The sequence below is a fragment of the Mesorhizobium sp. M1A.F.Ca.IN.020.04.1.1 genome (assembly GCF_003997315.1).
Lineage (GTDB): Bacteria > Pseudomonadota > Alphaproteobacteria > Rhizobiales > Rhizobiaceae > Mesorhizobium.
In genome coordinates, this window is the sequence record NZ_RZSN01000001.1 from 44887 (window position 1) to 68089 (window position 23203).

The 23203-nt window shown below is 60.2% G+C and carries 22 protein-coding genes; 7 read left to right on the forward strand and 15 right to left on the reverse strand.

What is annotated here, in order from left to right:
* The first annotated feature begins 188 nt into the window (after positions 1 to 188).
* A complete protein-coding gene (locus EOA49_RS00225) occupies positions 189 to 521 on the forward strand; it encodes a hemerythrin domain-containing protein (RefSeq protein WP_348626853.1) in 333 nt (110 codons plus the stop codon).
* A gap of 77 nt (positions 522 to 598) precedes the next feature.
* On the opposite strand, the gene EOA49_RS00230 is transcribed toward EOA49_RS00225, so the two are convergent.
* Positions 599 to 1327, reverse strand: coding sequence for a Crp/Fnr family transcriptional regulator (locus tag EOA49_RS00230; RefSeq protein WP_127239763.1), 729 nt, complete (start codon positions 1325 to 1327; stop codon positions 599 to 601).
* A gap of 179 nt (positions 1328 to 1506) precedes the next feature.
* Here EOA49_RS00230 and hemN point away from each other — a divergent pair, with 179 nt between their 5' ends.
* On the forward strand, positions 1507 to 2850 hold the full coding sequence (gene hemN, locus EOA49_RS00235) for an oxygen-independent coproporphyrinogen III oxidase (protein WP_127239764.1): 1344 nt from the start codon (positions 1507 to 1509) through the stop codon (positions 2848 to 2850).
* Positions 2851 to 2871: 21 nt separating this feature from the next.
* On the opposite strand, the gene EOA49_RS00240 is transcribed toward hemN, so the two are convergent.
* From EOA49_RS00240 to EOA49_RS00265, 6 genes are all read right to left on the reverse strand, one after another.
* Complete coding sequence (locus EOA49_RS00240; RefSeq protein ID WP_127239749.1) at positions 2872 to 3303, reverse strand: potassium channel family protein; 432 nt, start codon at positions 3301 to 3303, stop codon at positions 2872 to 2874.
* A gap of 106 nt (positions 3304 to 3409) precedes the next feature.
* The gene (locus EOA49_RS00245) at positions 3410 to 3757 is read right to left on the reverse strand and encodes a group III truncated hemoglobin (RefSeq protein WP_348626851.1); all 348 of its coding nucleotides are present in this window, start codon (positions 3755 to 3757) and stop codon (positions 3410 to 3412) included.
* A 119-nt stretch (positions 3758 to 3876) separates the two neighbouring features.
* Positions 3877 to 4743 (reverse strand): SUMF1/EgtB/PvdO family nonheme iron enzyme, encoded by an 867-nt coding sequence (locus EOA49_RS00250; protein WP_127239751.1) that lies wholly within the window; start codon positions 4741 to 4743, stop codon positions 3877 to 3879.
* A gap of 65 nt (positions 4744 to 4808) precedes the next feature.
* Positions 4809 to 5918: a copper-containing nitrite reductase gene (gene nirK / locus EOA49_RS00255; protein ID WP_127239752.1), complete on the reverse strand. Its 1110-nt coding sequence runs from the start codon at positions 5916 to 5918 to the stop codon at positions 4809 to 4811.
* 262 nt (positions 5919 to 6180) lie between these two features.
* Positions 6181 to 6627 carry a pseudoazurin gene (locus tag EOA49_RS00260; RefSeq protein ID WP_127239753.1) on the reverse strand — a complete coding sequence of 149 codons (447 nt, stop codon included), beginning with the start codon at positions 6625 to 6627 and terminating at the stop codon, positions 6181 to 6183.
* Between the two features lie 117 nt (positions 6628 to 6744).
* Positions 6745 to 7944 (reverse strand): NnrS family protein, encoded by a 1200-nt coding sequence (locus EOA49_RS00265; RefSeq protein WP_127239754.1) that lies wholly within the window; start codon positions 7942 to 7944, stop codon positions 6745 to 6747.
* A gap of 206 nt (positions 7945 to 8150) precedes the next feature.
* Here EOA49_RS00265 and EOA49_RS00270 point away from each other — a divergent pair, with 206 nt between their 5' ends.
* Positions 8151 to 8855: a Crp/Fnr family transcriptional regulator gene (locus EOA49_RS00270; protein ID WP_127239755.1), complete on the forward strand. Its 705-nt coding sequence runs from the start codon at positions 8151 to 8153 to the stop codon at positions 8853 to 8855.
* A gap of 98 nt (positions 8856 to 8953) precedes the next feature.
* Here the strand turns inward: EOA49_RS00270 and EOA49_RS00275 are convergent, their stop codons facing one another.
* The 8 genes from EOA49_RS00275 to EOA49_RS00310 form a co-directional block, all read right to left on the reverse strand.
* On the reverse strand, positions 8954 to 9169 hold the full coding sequence (locus tag EOA49_RS00275) for a DUF1858 domain-containing protein (protein WP_127239756.1): 216 nt from the start codon (positions 9167 to 9169) through the stop codon (positions 8954 to 8956).
* 94 nt (positions 9170 to 9263) lie between these two features.
* Positions 9264 to 9602 carry a DUF779 domain-containing protein gene (locus tag EOA49_RS00280; RefSeq protein WP_127239757.1) on the reverse strand — a complete coding sequence of 113 codons (339 nt, stop codon included), beginning with the start codon at positions 9600 to 9602 and terminating at the stop codon, positions 9264 to 9266.
* A 67-nt stretch (positions 9603 to 9669) separates the two neighbouring features.
* Positions 9670 to 11187: an aldehyde dehydrogenase gene (gene adh / locus EOA49_RS00285; protein ID WP_127239758.1), complete on the reverse strand. Its 1518-nt coding sequence runs from the start codon at positions 11185 to 11187 to the stop codon at positions 9670 to 9672.
* A 146-nt stretch (positions 11188 to 11333) separates the two neighbouring features.
* Positions 11334 to 12290, reverse strand: a complete 957-nt coding sequence (locus tag EOA49_RS00290; RefSeq protein ID WP_127239759.1) for a helix-turn-helix domain-containing protein — start codon at positions 12288 to 12290, stop codon at positions 11334 to 11336.
* Positions 12291 to 12550: 260 nt separating this feature from the next.
* On the reverse strand, positions 12551 to 13198 hold the full coding sequence (locus tag EOA49_RS00295; protein ID WP_127239765.1) for a helix-turn-helix domain-containing protein: 648 nt from the start codon (positions 13196 to 13198) through the stop codon (positions 12551 to 12553).
* A gap of 172 nt (positions 13199 to 13370) precedes the next feature.
* Entirely contained in the window at positions 13371 to 15635 is a 2265-nt protein-coding gene (locus tag EOA49_RS00300; RefSeq protein ID WP_245460455.1) for a mechanosensitive ion channel family protein, read from the reverse strand.
* 33 nt (positions 15636 to 15668) lie between these two features.
* A complete protein-coding gene (locus EOA49_RS00305) occupies positions 15669 to 15938 on the reverse strand; it encodes a hypothetical protein (RefSeq protein ID WP_127242984.1) in 270 nt (89 codons plus the stop codon).
* Between the two features lie 291 nt (positions 15939 to 16229).
* Entirely contained in the window at positions 16230 to 17117 is an 888-nt protein-coding gene (locus EOA49_RS00310) for a helix-turn-helix domain-containing protein (RefSeq protein WP_127241262.1), read from the reverse strand.
* A 306-nt stretch (positions 17118 to 17423) separates the two neighbouring features.
* Here EOA49_RS00310 and EOA49_RS00315 point away from each other — a divergent pair, with 306 nt between their 5' ends.
* The 4 genes from EOA49_RS00315 to EOA49_RS00330 all read left to right on the forward strand — a co-directional run bounded on the left by EOA49_RS00315 (position 17424) and on the right by EOA49_RS00330 (position 22579).
* On the forward strand, positions 17424 to 18215 hold the full coding sequence (locus EOA49_RS00315; protein WP_127241261.1) for a hypothetical protein: 792 nt from the start codon (positions 17424 to 17426) through the stop codon (positions 18213 to 18215).
* 571 nt (positions 18216 to 18786) lie between these two features.
* Complete coding sequence (locus tag EOA49_RS00320; protein WP_127241260.1) at positions 18787 to 20292, forward strand: arylsulfatase; 1506 nt, start codon at positions 18787 to 18789, stop codon at positions 20290 to 20292.
* 37 nt (positions 20293 to 20329) lie between these two features.
* Positions 20330 to 21289, forward strand: a complete 960-nt coding sequence (locus EOA49_RS00325; protein WP_127241259.1) for a formylglycine-generating enzyme family protein — start codon at positions 20330 to 20332, stop codon at positions 21287 to 21289.
* Between the two features lie 63 nt (positions 21290 to 21352).
* On the forward strand, positions 21353 to 22579 hold the full coding sequence (locus EOA49_RS00330) for an alpha/beta hydrolase (RefSeq protein WP_127241258.1): 1227 nt from the start codon (positions 21353 to 21355) through the stop codon (positions 22577 to 22579).
* Positions 22580 to 23203 lie beyond the last annotated feature (624 nt).

Below are 23203 nucleotides of genomic sequence, written 5' to 3' on the forward strand. Positions count from 1 at the left end.
TCAATCGGGGACTGTCGGCCTTGATCTAGGTCAAAGCCCTGTCGTTTCGGTTTGGGCAGCCTCGATGCCAGTTCGGTCAGCAGGCAGTCGTTGGGAAGGAAAGGCACGCCGGCACGGCGCCTTGGCAAGACTGCGGCCATCTGTCCCAAGCCGCTGGGTTCGGCGATGAAGCAGTGCCGGGCGCCATGATGAGACGGGCACATCGGCAAAAGCTGCGGCTCTGCGATACGCTCGAGCAATTGGCCGACGCCCTGCCGCATGTCGATCGCCTGCAATGCCTTGGCGTGGCCAACAGCATCGTTCCGCTGCTACGCGCCATTCACCGCTATGAGGAAACGGTCGTCTTCCCGGCCTATGAGGCGGCTCTCACCCTGGCTGAGTCCAATCTTGCCTCCATCAGACGGTCGGGCGGAGCACCTCGAGGACGAATGCTACGCGGACGAGTTGACCGAGGATCGAGAATGCGAAAGCGGTCGGCTTCATGCTGCGCGGCTTCTTCGAAAGCATGCGGCGCCATATAGCGTTCGAGCGCGAGCACATTCTTCCGAGGATCGGACTAAGCGACTCTTGTAGCGCTCCGCCAATCGCGCTGGCGCGATCAGTCACCGCAGCGTTGTTGCAGGCGGCTGAGGCTGTCCACCGTGACATGGCGGTTGCTCTCGATCCGGATCACATCGTCGGTGCGCAGTCGCGTCAGCTGGCGGCTGACCGTCTCGATGGTGAGTCCGAGAAAATCAGCGATGTCGGCACGCGTCAGCGGCAAGTCGAAGCTGGCCGACCTGGCTGCCGGATCGGACGCCGGCTCTATATTCCTGGCAATCATAAGAAGGAAGCTGGCGACCCTTTCGGACGCTGTCTTGCGCCCCAGCGCTACCATCCAGTCTCGCGCTTCATCGAGGTCGTTCAGAGCCTGCTTGAGCAGGCGGTGTTCGAATCCCGGAGAAACCCTCATCATCCGTTCGATCACCGTCCTTGGAAACGAGCATAGTGATACTTCCGTAGCCGCTTCGGCATTGATTGCACTTTCGGACTTGAACGGTCGCCCCAGGAAATCCGGAGCGAACTGCAGGCCGACGATCTGCTGGCGCCCGTCCGAAAGGCTCTTTGTCAGTTTGACAACCCCGGAGAGGACGTTCGAATAGCGTTCTACGACTTCGGCATCGCCCATCAGCTCAGCACCCGGTGACACGCCGTGCCTTGAGGCTGTCTTGGATAGCTCAACCAGCTGATCGGGTTCGAGCGCACCACATAAACCCCGGTGCCGCGCTTCACAGGACTGGCAAAGCACAGGGATGCCGGCACTATGGATGTCCTGTCGAACGTTCATCGCATCTGAAGCCAAAACAAAGTGGGGCCGAGCCCAACAAGGTTGGCAGGGTATCACCTTTGTATTGTGGGATTGTTGCGTCCTTTTGTCCTTTGGTCCGCATTGATTGGAATCAAGGCTTCAACAGACGAGCGCGGCTAGGTTGCGGCATGCAACAGAAAACGGCGAACGATATCCGCATGGCCTTGGCCAACAGCTCGGCCGAGAACGTGCCGCGGTATACGAGCTATCCGACGACGCCACACTTTCACGCTGGCGTCGACCCAGTCGTCGCTCGGGGCTGGCTGGATGGGCTTGAAGGCGATGACGAGATATCGCTGTATCTGCACATCCCCTACTGCGACAGGCTGTGCTGGTTCTGCGCCTGCCATACCAAGCAGACACGGCACTATGCGCCGGTGGCCACCTTCCTGCGCTCGCTGCACAGGGAAATCGAAACCGTCGGTGGCCTTGTCAGTGGCCGGGGCAGGGTGCGCGCCGTTCATTTCGGCGGCGGCTCCCCGACGATGCTGAAACCGGACGACATCCTGATGCTCGGAACAGCGTTGCGGGATCGGTTCGACTTTCTCGATGACGCCAGTCTCAGCGTCGAGATCGACCCGAACGACATGGACGAGGGGCGGCTCGATGCTTTCGCCGCGATCGGCATGACGCGGGCGAGCCTTGGCGTCCAGGACTTTGATCCCAAAGTGCAGAAGGCGATCAATCGCGAGCAGAGTTTCGCGCTAACCAAAAGCATTGTTGATGCTGTGCGCGCGCGGGGCGTGAGATCCGTCAACCTGGACCTGCTCTACGGTTTGCCGCATCAGACCTGCGAGAGCGTCGCCGCGACAGTCACCCAGGCGCTGACGCTGGCGCCGGACCGGCTTGCCCTATTCGGCTACGCGTATGTGCCATGGTTCAAGAAGCACCAGACGATGATCGATGAGGCCTGGCTGCCCGATTCAGCCGCTCGACTGGGGCAGTCGCAGCTTGCCGCACGAATGATTGTCGATGCCGGCTACCAGGCGCTGGGACTGGATCATTTCGCAAAGCCGCAGGATGCGCTGGCGGTTGCCGCGCGCGGCGGCAGGATCCGCCGCAATTTCCAGGGCTACACCGAGGACCCATGTGAAACCCTGATCGGTCTTGGGCCCTCCGCGATCAGCCGGTTCCGCCAGGGTTATGCTCAGAACATTGTTGCAACTGGTGAATACGAAAAGGCCGTCGATGCCGGACAACTGGCGACGGTGCGCGGCATTGAGCTTAGTGCCGATGATCAGGCGAGGGCCTGGCTCATCGAGCGCCTGATGTGCAACTTTACTTTTTCAGCGATAGAACTTGTCGAACGCTTCGGGAATATCGGCCAAAGGCTGCTCTGCGAGGCGAGCCGATTGGCCATCAGCGGAGCAGGCCAGCTTCTTCGGCTCGATGGTGAATACTTCATCGTGCCCGAAGAAAGCCGTCCGCTGGTCAGGACGGTGGCGGCGAAATTCGACAAGTATTTCAGAAACGGAACCGGCAGGCACTCGTTGGCGGTCTGAGCGCAAAGCTGGGCCTAGCACTCAAAAGTGCTCGCCCGCCTTGAACGGACCGATACGGGTTCCGGCCGCAATCAGATAGGCTGTCGACCAGCCGATCAGCAGAAACCCGTTCACGCCTTCCAGAGCAGCCAGGACACGCCAACCGTGGGCGGGTATGACGTCGCCATAGCCGACCGTGGAAAAGGTGATGGTGGAGAAGTAGAGCGCAGTCTCGAAGTCCGGGAGGACGCCGAGTAGTCTGTACATTCCGGCCCAGAGCCAAACTTCCGCTGTCATGACAGCGAAAAGCCCCATCACGACGCTGATCACGGCCAGGATGCGGCTGCGGCGGCCGTGCATGCGAAAATGCGCCACGAGGTGCGCCATCACGTGAGTGATCGCGATCAGGCCGAAGGTGTGAATCAGGACCGTCAGGCTGATGACGCTCGTGCCGACGCAGAGATTGAGGATCATTCGACGAATCTATGACCCCCGACGGGCCTAGTCTTTGCGTAAAATCAAGTCGGGATCAGCCTGCCAAGGGTTCCAGGACAATCAACCAGCCGGCCCGACTATTGGCCTACCTGCACGCTGCCGCCCGATCCAGGCGAAAGAACATGGCGAGCTTCAGGCTCGCTGCTATTCGCTCCGCCCGCTCGATGAACACCGCCGCGGTTTCGGGCTCGAACTGATCCGATGCCGTCGCCCGGAAGAGAGCCAACCAGGTGTCGAAGTCGGCTTCGGTGACATCCTCCAGTTTCAGGTGAGCCGGCACCGGACGTCCATGATAGTCGCCGCTCTTCAACATGACGGAGCACCAGAAATTCGTCATCTTCTCGAGGTGAGGTCCCCAGTCGCCAGTGATCTCCCGGGTGAAGATGGGTCCGAGCCGCTCGTCCTCTCTCACTCTGGCATAGAACTCGCGCACCAGTGCTCCTATCGAAGCACGATCCACACCGGGGCTCATCAGAGGCTGTTCGGTGACAGGGCGAATCCTGTCAGTCAAAACTGACTTCGATGTCATTCATATTCCTTGTCAGCAGGCAGTCAGGTCAGGCCAGGGCGACGAACCACGGCCCTCAGGAAGCCATCGCGGTCGCGGACAAGCCGGAAGCCCAGATTGTCTGGTGGTGTGCCGACCGCGCAGCCGCCGCTTTTGCCATCGCGGATGAAGTTCGACATGTAGGTGCGGTGGAAACCTTCCACAACATGCACACCGCAATTGGTGACCACGCTGCCTACGACCTCATCGGACACAGTCGCGTGGGTGTAGCAGGTCGATGTCCACTCCCATACATTGCCGGCGACATCGGAAACGCCCTTTGAGTTGAGGCCAAAGTATCCACGTGGCTTCGGTTCGGGATCCGGTTTGCGACCGAGCGCGGCCTCGTTGCGATATCGGGTGAGCCATCGCCTTGCCGGATTGGCCGGGTCGCCTTCACCGCCTTCTATATCGGCCCGAAATCGCTCCGCCGCCGCATAGGCCCATTCCACATCGGTCGGGAGCCGCCACACTTCGCCCGTCTTCGCCGACAACCAGTTCGCATAGGCCTGCGCATCGAGAAAGCTGATCCCTGTCGCTGGAACGTTGCCGGCAAGATTTGAGTCAGCAGGCTTGCAGGCGCCCTCCGAAACGCAACGGTCGTAGTCCGTTGCGCTCACCTGGAACTTCATGATTTCCACCGGCGCTTCGATAGTTTCGGTCAAGGCGGGCGCTGGGGCAGGATGGTTGTCCTTGAGGAATTCGCCTGGCTGCGGATGCTTGAATGAACCGGGTGCCAGAGCTACCAGCTCGCGTGGTGCAGCCGCGATCGCCGCGCGCGAGGACATGCCATCGAGCGCCTGGCTGACCCCCAGGCCGATGACGGCGGCAGCCCCGATAACACCGAATGTGAAGACAGGATCGAAGGACATGCTGCACCCCCCGGGGAGCAGCGCAATCCGCCAGAAGCGGGCTGCGCTGCGATTCCGCTCTGCTCTTAGGAGGCAATTGCCCTGGGAGCCTCGACCTGTTTCATCAGATCGTCGTCCCAGCTTCCTTCAACCATGAAATGCGCGGTCGCGCCGAGCTCGACTGCCTCGATCAGGTTGTGATTGACGTAGGCGTAGACGCCCGGCTGCAGGAAGGTGTAGAGCGCGGCACCCGCCGACCCGCCGCGGATAAACCAGGTTTCCATATCCCTGGCAGGCGGGTTGGCGAACTTGCCGCCTTCCCAGACAAAGTCGCCATGACCGCCGATCAGGTGCGGACGTGTGTCGCGGTTGGCTTGCGAGTGGACGATGAGAACAGTTTCGCCGACCTTCGCCTTCATGGCGTTTTCGCCTGTCAGCGATCCCGCCTTGCCGTTGAACACGACATGTGTCGGTATGAGGCCGCGCATGACCTTCATCGTCTCGTCGTAACCATCACCGGCCGAATCGTACTTCTTGAACTTTCCCTGCTCGTCGCGTGGGATGTAGAAATCGTTTTCACCGATATAGTAGATGCGATCATAGCGGACCGGCTTGCCCTTATCGTCCATCAGTCCGTCGCGCGGCAGGACCATTACCGCTCCGCTCATTCCCGACACAACGTGCCAGGGTATCATCGCTCCGCCGGGCGCGCAGTGATAGACGAAGGTTCCCGTCCGCGTCGCCTTGAAGCGTAAAGTGACCTGCTCGCCCGGGTTGATCAGCGTCAGTTCGCCGCCGCCGAGCGCGCCGGTTGCCGCATGGAAGTCGATGTTGTGGGCGAGACTGTTGGTATCGGGGTTGACCAGCGTGAGCTCGAGGTAATCGCCCTCGTGCACGACCATGAGAGGCCCCGGAATGGAGCCGTTATAGGTCATGGCGTTGAGCTGCGTGCCGTCGGCGTCGATGACCATCGGCTTCTCTTCGATGGTCATGGTGAACTCGACGACCTTTGGGCCGCCCTTGGCAGCCTGATCGTGAGCGTGCACCAAGGGCGGCGCGACCAGCGTCACCTTTTCGCGAGGCAGTCCGGCCACATCCTGTGCCTTGGCCGCTGCCATGGCCGGCACTGCTCCGGCAGCTGCGACGGCGGTCGCAGCAAGAACAGAACCCAACAAAGCTTCGCGTCTCGTAAGCATCTCAGTCTCCCTTTGGTTTCGACCTTTCGATGCCAGCAAGATAGCAGTTGGGACGAGGACTTCTTTGCGCTGGCGCAAATCTGATGGTTTTGTGGAAACTGCTTTGAGAAACTTCCTAAATTCTCACGGACAGCGAGATTGTTTCGGCAGACCGGCGGAAAGCGCGGCCGGCACAAAAAAGGCCGGACAGATCTCTCCTCGGGATCTGCCCGGCCTATGCCTCCGGCCCGCCATTGCCGAAGGCAATCTCTGAAGAATCAAGTCAGTTGGAAGCGACCTTGCTCGCTTCAGCGAACAGTTCAGCAAAAACTGTCTTGGCTTTGCCAACCTGCTTGATGGCCTCCGCCGCCGAAAGGTTCACCGGCTTGCCGACGACAACCAGCGCTACCATGCCCATACCGTAGTGAGGGGCACATTTCACGCCGTAGACGCCTTCCTGGGTGAGGGTCACGGTTACTTCGTCATTCGGCTTGCCTTTAAAGGGCTGGGCGCCGTCCGGAATCATGTCCTTGATGCTTTCGGCATTGTGGGATTTGTCGGTCGGAACGAATTTGATCGTGTCGCCGGGTGCGGCGCGGACAAAAGCAGGCTGGAAGACCATTGAGCCCTTCTCACCCTTATTCAGCATCTGGACGACATGTTCTTCGGCATTTGCGGTGCCAGCGATGGAGAGCAACGCGATCGCCGCAGCGATAAGGGGCAGTTTCATTGGAGAGTCCTTTCTTTCGTTCACCACGGCTTCAACCGCTGCATCCTTCTAGTTCGTCAGGTGTCCTGGTGATTTGCGCTGGCTCAAATTGCTCGACGAAAAATCGCCGCACGCCATTCAAGAAGCACTCTTCCGGCGCGCGTTGAGGCGCGGTCGCACGAGCATGCCTCCAAACTGGACGGTGTAGCCCACGAAAGCGGCCACCCAGAGCGCTGCTGAGATATGAAGGAATACTGCGTAGGATGGCACAACACCTGCGATGATGCGCAGGATGGCAGCAAGAACGATGGCCATGAAAATCGCGCATGTCCCCCGGCTTGCCCGCAATTCGCGTCCAGTGTGGCCAAAGGTGGCGCGGGTCATGACTGCAAGCGTCATGCCGGCGACCGCTCCAACCGCCAACGCATGAATGCCGGCAATCTCAGGTATCGTCTCGGGAACGAAAACGGCCAGTCCGGCAAGCAATAGCCCGATCGGCACAAAGGCGAACGCGACGTGCAGGATCAGAAGCAGAGGGTCGGACAGCGTCCGGTAACCCGCCCAGCGGGCCATCCTACCGGCATTTGCCAGCGCTCCGGCAACCAGCAAAAAGCCGGTTGCAATGCTATTGGGAAAAAATGTCCAGGCGACCAGCCCGACAGCGGACAGCGCGATCGTTCCGACATCGAATCCGCCGAATGGTGTGGGAACCCGACCGGGGTTCTCGCGGACCAGCCAATTGCGGGTGAAACTGGGGATTTTGCGCCCGCCGATGATCATGATGAGGAGCGCAACGGCTCCAAGACCCAGGCGGCGGCTGATGTCGGAGATGCCCTGATAGTGCGCTTCGGCATGAAACATGACGTTTGCGGCAAAAAGGATGGCGACCGGTAGGAGCACCTTGAGATTCCGCCAATTTCGCCCGGCAACGATTTCGGTCGCGGCCGCGGCTACCACCGCCAAAAGAAAGGAGCAGTCTATGACGGCGCCCGGCAGCCACCCGAGCTCCGCCGAAAAGGACACGGCGATCCTGCCCGCGATCCAGAGCAGCACGAGCACCAGCAGACGAAGATCCTGAACGGGAAGTCGTCCCGTCCAGTTCGGAATTGCAGTCAGCAGGAAGCCCGTCACGACGGCAGACAAGTAGCCGAAGAGCAATTCGTGAATGTGCCAATCAACAGGCGCAAACGCGCTGAAGGTTTCGAGCTGGCCGTAGTAGAGGGGCAACCAAAAAAGCATCGCGGTAGCGGCTTGCAGCGAGCCCAGCAGGAAGAAGGGCCGAAACCCGTAGGAGAAGATTGCCGGATATGTGCTTGGCCGCGTACGCTGAATTGCCATGATGTGCCTCTTTGAAAACCAGGCGGCGAGCCTGTCCGGCTTGTCTATCGAGGCCTGAAGGATGGAATTTGCGGCAGCGCAAACAAGAGAGCGAATTGCCGTCTCCGGCGACAGAAGGCTCCACTTGTCGATGGGCCGTCGTCCATGACAAAAGTCTGGTCAGGAGCCTGAGCGCGTTGCATTGTTGAAAGCTGGGAGAACGGCAGTTGGCAAGCCTTGATCGATCGCTGATTGCCGGACTGTCTGTGTTCGAGGGGATCGCCGCCGCTGACCTGGATCGCATTGTCGGACAGGCGAGATCCATGCGGATCGCCAGGGACCAACCGGTTTTCGAGCAGGAGCAAGAGGCTCATTCCTTCTTCCTGCTGCTCGACGGTCATGTGCGCGTGGTGAAATCGACCCCGGACGGGCATGAAGTCACCGTGCGATATATCAGCCCGGGCGAATTGATGGGGATCGCCAGCGCGTTGGGCCGGACGACCTACCCGGCAAATGCCATCGCGGCCGTCGATTGTGTTGTGCTTGCCTGGCCAAGCCAGCTCTGGCCCACATTCGCGACGAGCTTTCCAAGTTTCAGCGCCAGTACCTACAAAACGGTGGGAACAAGATTGCAGGATGCCCACACGCGCGTCATCGAAATGTCAACCGAGCAGGTGGAGCAGCGCGTCGCGCATGCGTTGCTCAAGCTGATCAAGCAGTCGGGGAAAAAGACCGATGAAGGGCTGATGATCGATTTCCCGCTTTCACGCCAGGATATCGCGGAAATGACTGGCACCACGCTTCACACGGTAAGCCGGCTGCTCTCGGCCTGGGAAGATCAGGGCCTGGTCAAGAGCGGCCGTCAGAGGGTCATCGTGATCGAGCCGCATCGGCTCCTCGTCATCGCCGAGGGTCGTGCGGCAAGGAGCTAATGCGCGCGTCGCGCTGAAGCGGATTGAGCGAGGCGCTTAGGTTCTGTTTTTATGCAGGTCGTTCTCGCAAGACGGCCGCACACTTTTGTGCGACATGCTCAGTCCACTCGGCGGGCGTCGATGGCCACCTCCAGATCGCGGCGGAGCTGGTCCTCGTCAAGCTCATGTTCACGTGCCGCATCGGAAACCGTGTGAAAAGAAGCAATTGGGCAGCCGACGCACAGCATGCCATGTTGAAGAACGACGCGGATTGCCGCAGGCGTCTCGCGCATGATCCCGTCCATCGTCGCATCGTCGTCCAGTTTCCGTTTCATGCCGCTTCTCCACCTCGGAGGCGGCATGTTGCATCCAATTCCCGGGATGCTCGTTGCGCTGAGACAAAGAGCGCGCAGTTCGATGTTGTCCCCTTCACATTCGAGCAGTGCAGATCGTGGAGCGTGTCAGGAACCGCTTCTCGCGTCCGTTGTCGAGCGAGAACATGCCGCCGCGGCCAGGCACCACATCGATAATGAGATCGGTATGCTTCCAGGCCTCGAATTGCGGTGCCCCGATATAGAACGGCATCTCGGCGATATAACCGAGCAGCACATCCTGCTCGCTGACGATGAACCCGTCGCGCGGGTAGCACATGGGCGACGAGCCATCGCAGCAGCCGCCGGATTGATGGAACAGCACCGGACCATGCTCGGCAACGATTTCGGCGACAAGCTCGAGGGCAGCCGGCGTTGCAGTGACCTTCGCTTGCATGGGCTTCCCCCACCCTTCACTCATAGGCGCGGCTCTCTAAAGCCGCGCCTATGAACCAGATAGGCGATTAGAAGAAGCCGAGCTTCTTCGGGCTATAGCTGACCAGCATGTTCTTGGTCTGCTGGTAGTGGTCGAGCATCATCTTGTGCGTCTCACGGCCGATGCCGGACTGCTTGTAGCCACCGAAAGCGGCGTGTGCCGGATAGGCGTGGTAGCAGTTGGTCCAGACGCGGCCGGCCTGGATCGCGCGGCCGAAGCGGTAGGCACGATTGCCATCGCGTGTCCAGATGCCGGCGCCGAGACCGTAGAGCGTGTCGTTTGCAATGCCGAGCGCGTCGTCATCGTCCTTGAAGGTCGTGACCGAAACCACCGGTCCGAAGATCTCTTCCTGGAAAATGCGCATCTTGTTGTTGCCCTTGAACACTGTCGGCTTGACGTAGTAGCCACCCGCCAGATCACCAGGCAGGTGGTTTTGCTCGCCGCCGGTCAGCACTTCCGCTCCTTCCTGCCGGCCGATGTCGAAGTAAGACAGGATCTTCTCCAGTTGCTCGCTCGATGCCTGCGCGCCGATCATCGTTGCCGGATCGAGCGGGTCTCCCTGCACGATCGCCTCGACGCGCTTGAGGGCACGTTCCATGAAGGTGTCGTAGATCGATTCATGGATGAGCGCGCGGCTCGGGCACGTGCAGACCTCGCCCTGATTCAGCGCGAACATGACGAAACCCTCGATCGCCTTGTCGAAGAAGTCGTCGTCTTCGGCGACAACGTCCTTGAAGAAGATGTTGGGCGACTTGCCGCCGAGTTCCAGCGTGACAGGGATCAGATTCTGGCTGGCATACTGCATGATCAGCCGGCCCGTCGTGGTTTCGCCGGTAAAGGCGATCTTGGCAATGCGCGGCGAGGAGGCGAGGGGCTTGCCGGCTTCGAGGCCAAAACCGTTGACGATGTTGAGCACGCCTGGCGGCAAAAGATCGCCGACAAGATCGGCCCAGAGCAAGATGGCAGCCGGCGTCTGCTCGGCCGGCTTCAGCACCACGCAGTTTCCGGCCGCAAGCGCGGGAGCAAGCTTCCAACACGCCATCAGGAGCGGGAAGTTCCACGGGATGATCTGGCCAACAACGCCGAGCGGCTCATGGAAATGATAGGCGACTGTATCGTCGTCGATCTGGGAAAGGCTGCCTTCCTGGCCACGCAACGCGCCAGCGAAATAGCGAAAATGGTCGATGGCCAGAGGCAGATCGGCGGCGGTCGTTTCGCGGATCGGCTTGCCGTTGTCCCAGGTTTCGGCGCGGGCAAGGAGATCGAGATTTTCTTCCATGCGGTCGGCGATGCGGTTGAGGATGAGCGACCGCTCGGCCACGCTGGTGCGCGCCCAGGAGTCCCTCGCAGCATGTGCCGCGTCCAGGGCTGCCTCGATGTCGTGGGCATCCGAACGCGCCACTTCGCATAGCAGCTGGCCGTTCACCGGCGAGCGGTTCTCGAAGTAGCGGCCGGAGCATGGCTCGGTCCATTTGCCGCGGATGAAGTTGCCGTAACGTTTGTCGAAGGGCGCCTTGATCGAGCGTGAGAATTCAACCTTGTTCATGTGTCTTCCTCCCAAAGCTGACGTCGCGGGATGCGACGCTTCGGAAGATAGGTTTGCGATTTCCGTCGCTTTTGTCACCGCGTCGAATGCAGCGGGCGGCCGCGAGGTGTCGCAGAATTGCGACAGTCGTGAGTGGATTCGAAGGATCAATGAGGCCTGTGAACATCCAAGCGGTTGAGCTTGCGGTGCAGCGTGGCACGGCTGATGCCAAGCGCCTGGGCAGCGGCCGAGACATTTCCGTCCGCCCGCGCCAGCGCCCGCTGCAGGACGCTGCGCTCCGCCTCGGCGAGGACTTCAGGACGGTTCTCCGCCCAACCGAGCAGATCGCGCGCAGGCATCGGCTTGTCGAGACATTGTTGCGTAAATCCAAGCGCCAGGCGAGCCGAACGGGTGGCGCCGACAACGAGGTCGTCGGCGTCGACGGCGATCAGCGCTCCGGAACCTTTGTCGCCGACAGGCGCCAGCAGAATGCGCGCCTTGGGGAATGCAGCCTTGAAATTTTCCGCTTCGATCCGGCGCGATGCGTCGACCACCGCCACCGAGATTATATTGGCGAAAGCCTCAGTTAGATCGGCCCGGCAGGAAGACACGTCGAGCGCGGCGACAAGATCGCCCTTGTGATCGTAGATCGGAGCGGTGGTGCAACTCAGCCCCGTGTTGCGCGTATGAAAATGCTGATCGCGATGAATCGTCAGCGCGCGCTGCTCAACCAGACAAGTGCCGATGCCGTTGGTGCCTTGGCTTTCCTCATTCCAGACGGAACCGGTCCACAACCCCCAGGAATGAAAGGTCTCGTCATCGGCCGGCGCGCCGCGCCGTTCGACCGGCACGCCCTCTCGGTCAGCCAGAAGAACGCAGCATCCTACGCCACCCACAGCAAGATAGAGCCGGTCGAGACTGGGCTGGGCAGCCCGGATGAGCGGTTCGACCCGTTGGCGAGCGCGCCCCAATTCCAGCTCCGTCAGGTAACGAGCCGGGCCGCGGCCGGCCGGATCGAGCCGATGCAAATTGGAAGACCGCCGCCAGGAGGCGACCAGCGCGGACGTCGCCGCCGCGTTCGACGCGATCGCGGCCTGAATCTTTTCGGCATGATGATCGGCCAAATCCTCGTCCTCCCAGAGTTTGCCACGGCTCCCGATTTCTCAACCGGTCGATTGAGGGAGCGCCGTCTAATGCAGTTTCTGATGCAATCAGCGCACCCGTCAATTCGACAGAAGGACCACGCAAATGCGATATGGGCGTTTATTCGCATAGCCCGGCGTTATTGGGACGGTTTGAACTGGACCGTCCGGGAATTCGTCGACGCCCAGAATTCCCAACCCGCTTTCATTGTCGTCTCGGGCGCGCGATTGGCCGCAGGGGTTCATTCCCCCATCGCCAGCAGGGTGTCCCGTTTGAGGATTTCGACGATGCGCAGGCTGAGCAGTCGGATGACTCCTTTCTCCTTCAGGCGGGTGAAGACGCGCGAGACGGTCTCGATCGTGAGGCCGAGATAATCGCCGATATCGATCCGTGACATTGGCAATTCCACCTGCGTGAGCTCGCCCTGGCGCTCCGACATCTCGACCAAGAAGGCCGCGACGCGCTCGATGGCATTCTGACGGCCGAGCACGAGAAGATGTTCCTGCGCGCGTGTCAGGCTTTTAAGCGCAAGCGGCAGAAGTTGACGAGACGTATCCGTTCCCGCAGGCGTGCGAAAGACCCGCACGCCGGTGCCGTTGATTGCTTCGGCGAAGAAGCGGTGCGTGGAGCCGGCTTCGAAGCCGAAAGTCTCTCCCGCCAGATGGAATGCGCTGATCTGTCTGCGGCCATCGGCGAGCAGGCGGTAAACGCGCACGGCGCCGAATTCGATTTGATAGAGCGCGCCCGCCTTTTCGCCTTGAGCGTAAATCTCGCTGCCTGCCCGGAAGAAGCAGACCGGCTGCCCCGTCGCGGCTTCGAACTCAGGTGAGGGGCCCTGCCGCGGCAGATATGAGAGCAGTTCGATTTTGGCGGAAGCTTGAGCGTACATGACCGCGGTCCCGGTTGATCCGGGTAACAGCAATCGCGCAAATCCCGCCATGCCGAAATTCGGTTATGTCCCTACGGAAAACTACTTAGCGTCGCTCCTCGCGTTTGTCGAATGACTTGCTTATAGCGCGGCGATGCGCGGAAAGTCACACTGGGCATGCGTGGCAGCTTTTCTACTCCGTTGTGCTGGCTTTTCTTCTGCGCCGATTGGTGTGCGACTGCGCGACGGCCATTTTCAACTCGGGCGTGATCGCCGATGGCGCATGCTCTGCCGCAGGTGAATTCTGCAGCCCCTCGACATGGACGGTCGGGAACGGGAGTTCGATGCCCTGCTCCTTGAAGAGCTGGCGGATGCGTACATAGAATTTGCGTTTCATGCTGAAGGCGCCGCCCGGTATGGTCTTGACCTTGACCCTCAATACGATGCCGTACTCGCCGAACTCCTGCACGCCCTGCATCTTGATCGGTTCGAGCACCCAGGGCTTGAACTCGGGATCTTCCGCGAGCTCAAGGCCGACGCGCTTGATCAGTTTGCGAGCGAAATCGATATCGGTGTCGTAGCCAACGGTGATGTTGAATTTGTCGGTCACCCAGTCGCGGCTCTGGTTCTGGACGGCTCCGAGTTCGCCGAAAGGTATTGTGAACAGCGGGCCACGATGGTGGCGCAGCTTCACCGAGCGCAGGGAAAAGCTCTCCACCGTGCCCATATAACGGCCTGATGTAATGTATTCGCCAACACGAAAGGCATCATCGAGCAGAAAAAACACGCCCGAAATGATGTCCTTGACGACGGTTTGCGCCCCAAACCCCACAGCGACACCGACGACCCCGGCGCCGGCGATCAGCGGGCCGATCTCAATTCCCATTGAGGCGAGCATCATCAGCACCGCCATCACGATGATGACTGCGAGCAGAATGTTTTGGATGATCGGCAAGAGCGTGTGCAGCCGCGCCTGCTGCGGATCGAAGATCGGAGCATTCTCGTCTCCGATCACCGCGTGCGGTGTTTCGATGCCCAGCTTTCGCTCAATCAAAGCTTTGATGATCGACCAGCCGAAATCGGCTGCGAGGGCAATGACCACGACATTGATCAAGCCGCGCAAAATCAACGTCGTCGTCGTATCGCTGTCGCGCATGGACTGCATGTTCAGGCCCCAGACATGCGCGAGAACGTAAGCCGCCGCCAGGATCAAGATCATCCTGATTCCGCGGTCGACGACAGCGATCGTCACCGCCGGGATAGTGGGTCGGCCGAAATCTTCGGAGCCCGGTCGCAGGACGAAGTTGACCCCGCGCTGTGTCACCACGATTGCCAAAGGCAGGAAGAATGCGGCGAAGGTGAACCAGAAGATTCCATAGAGGCCAGCGATGCGCTCCAGGAATAGAAGGACGAAATAAGCAGTCAACAGCCATGTAGTTGCCGTGTGGTGCGCACCGTCTCGCCGCAGTCTCGGCCGACGCCACACGGCAAGCAGCAGGAGCAGCAGGAGCACGAAATCGGCGCCCAGCGACAGGACCATCATTCCGTCGCGATCGATGCCGAGACCCGGCAAGAGGATGAACGCGGCGCCGAAGAAGGCGAAGACGCCGGCGATCCGGGGCAGCCAATAGGACCAATGGTCAGCCGCTTCGTTGGTGATCGGCAAAGCACGAACCTCAACGGCGTTCTCGACCTTCATGAAGGAAGGGACGAGCATGGCCATGGCGTACAGGCGAACACCCCAGGTAACGACTGCCGCCATCAGAAATGTCAGCACAATCTCGCGGATAAGCATTGGCCAGTCGAACAACATGAACGCGCCGGCGCTGCCCAATGCGAACGAGATGATCAGCAGGCTGGAATAAAGCGCGCGACTCCCAATCTTCTTGGCTCGCCCAATGGGCGTATCCTTCGGTTGCGCGATAATCCAAAGACGAAATGAACGGGTCAGCTTGTATGTTGCCCAGGTGAGCGCCACGCCGGCCGCGATGAAAATCGCGATCAGCAGAAGCACGCCCGCTGGCCCCCTGCTGGACATATCCTCCATGGTCTTTGCCTGAACGCGCGCGAACTGCCCTGGCAGCAGGGGCAACGTCTGCACGATCCTTTCGACATGATGCTTGATCCGATCAAGCATCGAGGATGCCATCGTATTCATCTGGCCCGGTGCAGCCTGGGGTTCGGACGATGCGCCGACCGGCGAAGCTCCTGCCGGGGCAGGCGCTCCGGCTGACCCGGCGGCCTGATTTCGTTGTTCGGCCACCCAGGCCTTCACCGACGGATCGTCGAGAAGCTCGAACAGTTGTTTGACCTTTTCGGGTGGGACGGTCCCCGGCGTCTGCGCCAGTGCCGGACCGGCCAAGGCGGCCGCAAGGATGAGCGGCCTGGCAAGTAGGACCAGTATCGCCGCCAGATCTTCAAGACCCTGCACAATGCGCGCCAGATTGCTGGCGCGCAATCGTCGAGTCATTGCTTCGGAGCAGCTTGCCATTCAATGAATATAGACGACGACATAGCGCCCTTGGTAGGGCTGATAGTAGGTGCTGCCGCAGTGCCACAGCACGGTGCCGTTGATCGAGGTTTTCACACAAGCTGCCGGGAGCCTGGTCACGTAAATAGTCGAACGGCGGATCGTTCGGCGCGTGGTCCGCCTCGCAACTCCTGCGACGCTGCCAGGCGTGAGCGGACGGCCTACTTTCGCATGCGCAGCGCCGACGAAAGGGGCAAAGGGTGCGAGGACGTCGGCGAGCCCCGCGAACATGAAGGCGACGACGATTTCGGCGGCGCCGGTCAATCTCAGGCCAGGTCTTATCATTCTATACCCTACCATCACCGCTCCCCGCCCTTATGTTTCCGGTCGAATACAGCCACGTGCCAGACGCAACCCTGTGCCGAGCCGAAACTGAACTGGTCCGCTTGCAACCTTGCGGGGCCGGAGATCTAGATTAGCAACTTTGAAAGTACTAATTCGCAGGCGCGACTTCTATCCGGATTGCGCAAAACTCCATCAAACTGCTTGCAATGACGACGCTGCGGCGCAGTTAACTTCGGTTCACGATCGTCCGGCACGCCGAAGCGTTTCCTTGGGAGATTCGCCAAAGAACAGGCGATAATTCGCCGCGAAGCGGCCTAGATGAGTGACCCCCACATCCATGGCAATCGTTGTAACACTCAAGCCGTTAGAACGTGCCGTGGTAAGGAGCCGTCTGGCTTCGTTGAGGCGGAGCGCTCTGATGAATTCGAGGGGGGTTACAGCGAACGTGCTGCGAAAGGCGTACTCGAGCTGTCGACGACTGACACCGATTTCCTTGCAGAGTCGAACAATCGGGATGTCTTCCCGGATGTGAGCGCGAATGAAATCTTCGGCCGCCGACGCCTGTCTAATGTGACGTTTCACCGAGGCGGCTGTCCCAGTCCCACGCCTATCCCCAGCGAAGGCGTCGGCCACTACCCCTAGATATTCCATGATCGCAGTTGGAGGCTGCTCCGGCAGAACCGAACCAGCTGCAACTCTTCCGAGGCGATCTGCTAACGACTTCATTTGGCCTCGGATTCTTCGCGATTGGTCGGTGGCGAGCCGGACTGCCGCCGGGCGATCGCTGATCTGTTCGAGGAGCATTCCCGCGGCAACCGACTGGACCTCCATCCAGGTCGTGGTCGGAACCATGGCGACTGCGTAGGTGAGGCCGGGGCGAACCGTTGCCGTCACGCTCGTGCCGGCGGGGATTGCCAGGATCAAGTCGTCTTCGAGCGGGATGCCGCATATTGTGGAACCGCAGGCACGTTCGATAGCCACTAGCGCCGCAGAGCCGGGATCAAAACCGCCACTGGCGCGGAATGCGCAATTGAATTCTGGCAAGTCCAGCGCCCACTTGCCCGGGGACTGGATTTGCCGGATGCGGGAGGGAAGGTAGCCGGGCGAAAGCCTGTCTATTTTCACCGGCAGACCAGAGGCGGCGCTGGTAAGGTCGTCAGGGCCAAGTTGCACATCCCTGTACGAAGGCGATGGAGGCCACGGAGACAAAATCACGTCCTTTGCGCAAAGTGGATAGAAGGACGACCATATTAGAAGTAGCTTAAAGGTAAATTGCGGGAAATCAACTCGCGCGCCAATGTGGCCGGCGAGCGGCGACTGGGGATATCACGTGCGGCTTAATTGACAGCGCGCGCAAAGCGAGGGTTCATCACAACCGAAGTGGACCACTCCGCTTAAAGATGATTGGGCTGCAAAGACGGCTAAATGGGGATGACCATGAACACATTTCGTTTAGCTGCCTTGGGAACGTCGGGAGCGTTGATGCTTTGTGCAGCCAACGCGCTCGCTGCAGATGTTGACAAGCAGCAAGAGCAAGGTTGGACCTTCACTGTCGCCCCATATCTGTGGGCATCGGGGATCAAGGGCGAAAGCGGCCTCTTCGGATTCCCGCCTCAAAATGTCGACGTAAGCTTCAGCGACGTGCTGAACAACCTCCAATTCGGGTTCATGGGTCTTACGGAAGCTCGCAACGGTCCTTTCACAATCAGCACGGACATAGTGTACGCCAAGCTCGACGCCAACATAGGTACCCCGAGAGGAATACTCGCCTCCAACATCGACGCCACGGTGAGCACCTTCATGGGGACCGCACTCGGTGGCTACAGCGTCTACTACCACGGTGGGACGAATTTCGACCTGGTGGCCGGCGCCCGCCTCTGGTCGGTCGACAACAATTTCGACTTTCATGGCGGCGCGCTTGATGGCAACTCGGCGAGTGACGGCGATACGTGGGTTGACCCGGTGATCGGCGCCAAAATCAAGGCCGATGTCGGCAATGGGATTTACCTCGCCGGCTGGGCTCTCGTCGGCGGTTTCGGCGCGGGATCCAAATCGATGTGGGATGTGATGGGCGGTGCCGGCTACCGGTTCAACGACAAGATGTCGATGTTCGTCGGTTATCGGGCCGTCCACGACAATTATAGCCACGACGGCTTCGTGAACAAACTCACTCAGCAGGGTCCGATGTTGGGATTCACTTATCAATTCGCCGCCGCCCAATAGAGGACTGTTAGGAAGTCGTCGGTTCGCGGCGGCGTCTGGGTTTTAGTGCCGGACTACTTCCGTTGCCATAGCTAAAATGGTGTACCGACTTCGGGCCAAGGTCTGAAAGCGTCGTCCCTCGAAGCCTGGAAGGGAGCCGAAGTAGAGCGATTCTGGTTTGGCTGAGGCAGGTTAGTCTAGGCTGAGCGGCCCATCGTTGTGCGCGATTCAGGCGCCCAGGAGGCCAAAAAATACTGTCCTTTGCGCAAAGTGGATAGAAGTACAGTTGTATTAGCCATAGCTTAATCAGAAGGCGCGAGACCAGACAGCGCGGGCGCATCGCCGACCAACGGCGAGTTGGGAGCATGAACAGGCGGGACCACTCCAGGAAAGGTGCGCAGGGGACATCGAACGCCCCGCAACAATCGTGCTTTGTGGGCCAGCGCTCGGCTGGCGAGCCTCCCATAGCAAGCAAGTCGGTCGTCGATGCCAGGGCGTCTGGGCTGTCTCTTTGGATTCCGGGCGGAGTGATCGGCTCAGGCATGCCATGCTTCGAGTGGAACGGTACGAATTTGCAGGGCAGGGGCACAACATGAGCAACGATCGTGACTTCTCGGCTGAAGCCAGTATCAGCCACAAAATAACGCGGCGCGACGCATTGCTGGCAGGTACAGCGGTAGCGGTTACACGGTTTGCCGCTCCTGCCGGCGTTTCAGGAGCACTCGCCGGCCTCGCCGGCGTCCAGACTGCGGCGGCCCAGCCCTCGCAGCCCAACATCGTCTTCATCGTTACGGACGACCAAGGGTGGAAAGACGTTGGCTATCATGGCTCGGACATCAAGACGCCCAACATCGACAAGCTTGCCACAGAGGGGGCGAAGCTCGAAGAATATTACGTGCAGCCGATGTGCACGCCAACGCGCTGCGCCCTCATGACCGGCCGCTACCCTCTACGCTATGGCATGCAGGTTGGCGTTGTCCCCGCCGCGGGAACCTATGGCCTTCCCCTTGACGAAACTCTTCTCCCGCAAATCCTTAGAAATGCGGGCTATAGAACGGCGATGAGCGGCAAATGGCACCTTGGCCATGCCAAGACGGACTTCTGGCCGAAACAACGTGGATTCGATTCATTCTACGGAGCAACGGTCGGCGAGATCGACCATTTCAAGCATGCTTCGCACGGTATCGCGGACTGGTACAGGAACAACAGGCCGCTGAAGGAACCGGGGTTCGACAACACCCTGTTCGGTCAAGAAGCTGTCCGGGTCATCAACGCTCACGATCAGAAGAAGCCGCTGTTCCTCTATCTCGCGTTCACCGCGCCTCACACGCCTTTCCAGGCTCCGAAGGAATATCTCGACCGCAACAAGAATATTGCCGACGAGAACCGAAGAGCCTATGCCGCCATGATCTCCGTGATCGATGACGAGGTCGGAAATGTCGTCGCCGCCCTCGAGAAGAAGGGGATTCGGGACAATACTCTGATCGTTTACATGAGCGATAACGGCGGTGTCACCAACTCGATGTTTACAGGCGACTCCAAGGTAAACGGCAAGCTGCCGGCGGATAATGGCCCCTACCGTGACGGCAAGGGCACCCTCTATGAGGGAGGCACCCGCTCGGTTGCCTTGATGAACTGGCCTGGCAAGATCAAGCCCGGTGCCTTCAACGGCCTTATGCATGTCGTCGATATGTTGCCGACACTGGCTGGGCTGGCTGGTGCCACGCCTGGCAAAGACAAACCTCTGGACGGCATGGATATGTGGCCGGCGATCAGCGATGGAAAACCGTCGCCGCGCACTGAGATTGTCTACAATGTTGATCCGATGGCTGGCGCGGTGCGCGAGGGCGACTGGAAACTGTTATGGTCGGCAACCCTGCCGCAAAAGACAGAGCTGTTCAATTTGGCCGAGGACAAATCGGAAGCCTCCAATCTGGCTGACAAGTATCCTGATAAAGTCAAGGTGTTGCAGGCAAGGATCACCGAGCTCGCAACCCAGATGAAACCCCCGCTGTTGCTGATGGAAGCCGTGCGGCTGACCTACTTCACGCCGCTGGTGACACCGAGCCCAGAAGAAATGTTCGCCGCGGGGGATTGACAGGCGGTGCGCTCTGCCAGTCAGAGGAGACCAGCCGATGACTGAGGCGCGGCTTGCCGCAAAGCCGGCGGTTTCGTCAAATGGCGATATGCTTTGGATCTCCGGCGGCGAATTCCTGATGGGCTCGAACAACCACTATCCGGAAGAGGCGCCGGCGCATCGCGTCGTCGTCGGCGGCTTCTGGATGGATCGCACCACGGTCACGAATGCCGAGTTCAGGCGCTTCGTCGAGGCGACCGCCTATGTCACGCTAGCGGAGCGCCCAGCAGATGCCGCGGACTATCCTGGGGCTAGTACAGAATCGTTGGCGCCGGCCTCAGCCTTGTTCGTCAGGCCCTCGCGCGGCATCGATCGCAACAATCACTACAGCTGGTGGGCTTACGTTCGGGGAGCAAACTGGCGGCATCCGCGCGGGCCTGCCAGTAGCATCAAGAAGCTCGGCACCCACCCTGTCGTGCACATCGCATATGAAGACGCACAAGCTTATGCGAGCTGGGCAGGAAAGACGCTGCCGACCGAGGCCGAGTGGGAGTTCGCCGCGCGTGGCGGGCTGGACGGGGCCGACTTCGTATGGGGTGACGAACTGACCCCAGGTGGCCAGCATATGGCCAACACCTACCAGGGCGAGTTTCCCTATCGCAACGACTGTGAGGACGGATACGAATGGACCGCGCCGGTCGGCTCGTTCCCGGCAAACGGCTATGGACTTTATGACATGGCCGGCAATGTCTGGCAGTGGACTGCCGATTGGTATCAGGAGCACCGCCGGATCGAGAGCCCCTGTTGCGCGATGGACGACCCGCGCGGCGGGGAGCGGGACGCGAGCTACGACCCGCTGACGCCCGACATCAGGATACCGCGCAAGGTGACCAAGGGCGGGTCCTTCCTGTGCGCCCCCAGTTACTGCCGCCGTTACCGCCCGGCCGCCCGCATGGCGCAACCGGTGGATACCTCCACCTGCCACCTTGGCTTTCGTTGCATTGTACGTCTGTCGTGAGGGACGACCTGCCCCCGCGCTCTACCGGCGCCATCGCGCGAACGCATCCGCAAAGGCTGAATAATGTCACGGTCTAAACCTTCACATAGGCGGGCTGTCGGAAGTATATCGGCTCTGTTCCTTACGCTAGTAGCGTGTGGAACAGGACCCGAAGGCGTTCTGGCGCCCATCCCCGCGAACCTGGTTTCGCCGGCAGCCTCCGATGTGACGATGTTGGTGGCGACCAGCCGCAAACCTTCCGGCGACCCCGCGACCTTGTTTACAGGCGAGCGCAGCCCGGCGCTTTCCTTGACTGACCTCACCATCTCGATCCCGCCGAACCGTGCGCCTGGCACGGTCGAATGGCCGAAAAAGCTGCCGCCCGATCCCAAGAAGGACTTCGCCGTCGTTGCCGCGAAGAGCCTGTCGGTTCCCGAAGCCCACAAATGGCTGCATGCCCACAATTCAAACGGCCGTGTTTTCGTCTTCGTCCACGGCTTCAACAATCGATATGAGGATTCGGTGTTTCGCTTCGCGCAGTTTGTGCATGACTCGCGCGCGAACGTCGTGCCAGTCCTTTTTACGTGGCCGTCGCGCGCCAGCGTGCTCGGCTACAATTACGACAAGGAGAGCACCAATTTCTCGCGCACCGCTTTCGAGCGGACGTTGAAGGCCCTGGCCGACGACCGCGGCGTGACGGATGTCACGGTCATGGCACACTCGATGGGCACCTGGCTCGCAATGGAATCGTTGAGGCAGATGGCTTTGGAGGACGGACGGGTTTCGCCCAAGATCAGGAACGTCATCCTTGCGTCCCCCGATCTCGATGTGGACGTCTTTGGTCGTCAGTGGACCGAACTTGGATCGCATAAGCCGAAGTTCACCATCACGGTTTCGCGGGACGATCGAGCGCTGGCTGTCTCGCGCCTCATTGCAGGCAATGTCGATCGGGTAGGACAGGCTGATCCGTCAAAGGAGCCGTATAAATCGAAGTTGCAGGCGGCCGGCATAACGGTTCTCGATCTGACCAACGTGAAGACCGCAGATAGCTTGAACCACAGCAAGTTTGCCGAAAGTCCTGAGATAGTGCAGCTGCTTGGGGCCCAACTCGCTTCCAGCCAGACCCTGACGGATTCGAGGGTGGGCATTGGCGACGAACTGGGCCTTGTGGTTGCCGGCACGGTCGACACGATCGGCAACGCCGCGGCAACGGCGGTCAGCGCACCTATTGCGGCGGTCGAGGGGAAAACGAGCAAACCGCCGCCCGACGAGCTGGAGACGATACTGAAGGGCGATCCGACGACGCAGTGATTCGTGGCCCCGTTTTTATTCAGCCTGGACCGTTTGCTGGAGACAGGCTGCTTCTTGCCAGCATTCTAGTGGGCGCGTTCCAGACCTCTGCGCCACTCGCGTGGCCGTCTCCGAGTTCATTTGCACGCTCAAATCGTGACGCAGCGCCCAAAGCAGCGCGCCCAGCACCGCCATCTCCTATCATGAGGGGATTCCGGGGGGGTAAAGACGGGTGTCTATTCGCCACGGGGACGGGCAAGGACGCGCGACAGGCCTTCGCAGGTAGTGAGTTGAAGGGCGGGGGTGCGAAAAACCTCTGTACGGAGCGCTATTCGAATTCGTATCCAAACTGACAACGATCCGGCAACAAAAACGGTGTAGCTCTCGGCCGACCGGTGTGGGCTGGAGCACGTTCCGAGCCCGGTTGGAACCACATTGGCAACATCGGGCCAAAACCGCGCAGGGTGTGAAAGGGGGCCGCTACGCCTTGCAATTCAAGGCGTCTGCGGTTATTCAGACGCCCGTTGCTGCGGTAGCTCAGTGGTAGAGCACTCCCTTGGTAAGGGCGCGCTCTTTTTATATATCATCCTGTTTTCATTAGCAATTCTGACGCAGACTCTTGCTGCTGGTGCAGCAGTGGGCCAG

Bases quoted from the DNA above. Each gene is read 5' to 3' on its own strand.
- EOA49_RS00225 (WP_348626853.1), top strand. From the start codon at position 189: ATGAGACGGGCACATCGGCAAAAGCTGCGGCTCTGCGATACGCTCGAG.
- EOA49_RS00230 (WP_127239763.1), bottom strand. From the start codon at position 1,327: ATGAACGTTCGACAGGACATCCATAGTGCCGGCATCCCTGTGCTTTGC.
- hemN (WP_127239764.1), top strand. From the start codon at position 1,507: ATGGCCTTGGCCAACAGCTCGGCCGAGAACGTGCCGCGGTATACGAGC.
- EOA49_RS00240 (WP_127239749.1), bottom strand. From the start codon at position 3,303: ATGATCCTCAATCTCTGCGTCGGCACGAGCGTCATCAGCCTGACGGTC.
- EOA49_RS00250 (WP_127239751.1), bottom strand. From the start codon at position 4,743: ATGTCCTTCGATCCTGTCTTCACATTCGGTGTTATCGGGGCTGCCGCC.
- nirK (WP_127239752.1), bottom strand. From the start codon at position 5,918: ATGCTTACGAGACGCGAAGCTTTGTTGGGTTCTGTTCTTGCTGCGACC.
- EOA49_RS00260 (WP_127239753.1), bottom strand. From the start codon at position 6,627: ATGAAACTGCCCCTTATCGCTGCGGCGATCGCGTTGCTCTCCATCGCT.
- EOA49_RS00265 (WP_127239754.1), bottom strand. From the start codon at position 7,944: ATGGCAATTCAGCGTACGCGGCCAAGCACATATCCGGCAATCTTCTCC.
- EOA49_RS00275 (WP_127239756.1), bottom strand. From the start codon at position 9,169: ATGAAACGGAAACTGGACGACGATGCGACGATGGACGGGATCATGCGC.
- EOA49_RS00280 (WP_127239757.1), bottom strand. From the start codon at position 9,602: ATGCAAGCGAAGGTCACTGCAACGCCGGCTGCCCTCGAGCTTGTCGCC.
- adh (WP_127239758.1), bottom strand. From the start codon at position 11,187: ATGAACAAGGTTGAATTCTCACGCTCGATCAAGGCGCCCTTCGACAAA.
- EOA49_RS00295 (WP_127239765.1), bottom strand. From the start codon at position 13,198: ATGTACGCTCAAGCTTCCGCCAAAATCGAACTGCTCTCATATCTGCCG.
- EOA49_RS00305 (WP_127242984.1), bottom strand. From the start codon at position 15,938: ATGTTCGCGGGGCTCGCCGACGTCCTCGCACCCTTTGCCCCTTTCGTC.
- EOA49_RS00315 (WP_127241261.1), top strand. From the start codon at position 17,424: ATGACCATGAACACATTTCGTTTAGCTGCCTTGGGAACGTCGGGAGCG.
- EOA49_RS00320 (WP_127241260.1), top strand. From the start codon at position 18,787: ATGAGCAACGATCGTGACTTCTCGGCTGAAGCCAGTATCAGCCACAAA.
- EOA49_RS00325 (WP_127241259.1), top strand. From the start codon at position 20,330: ATGACTGAGGCGCGGCTTGCCGCAAAGCCGGCGGTTTCGTCAAATGGC.
- EOA49_RS00330 (WP_127241258.1), top strand. From the start codon at position 21,353: ATGTCACGGTCTAAACCTTCACATAGGCGGGCTGTCGGAAGTATATCG.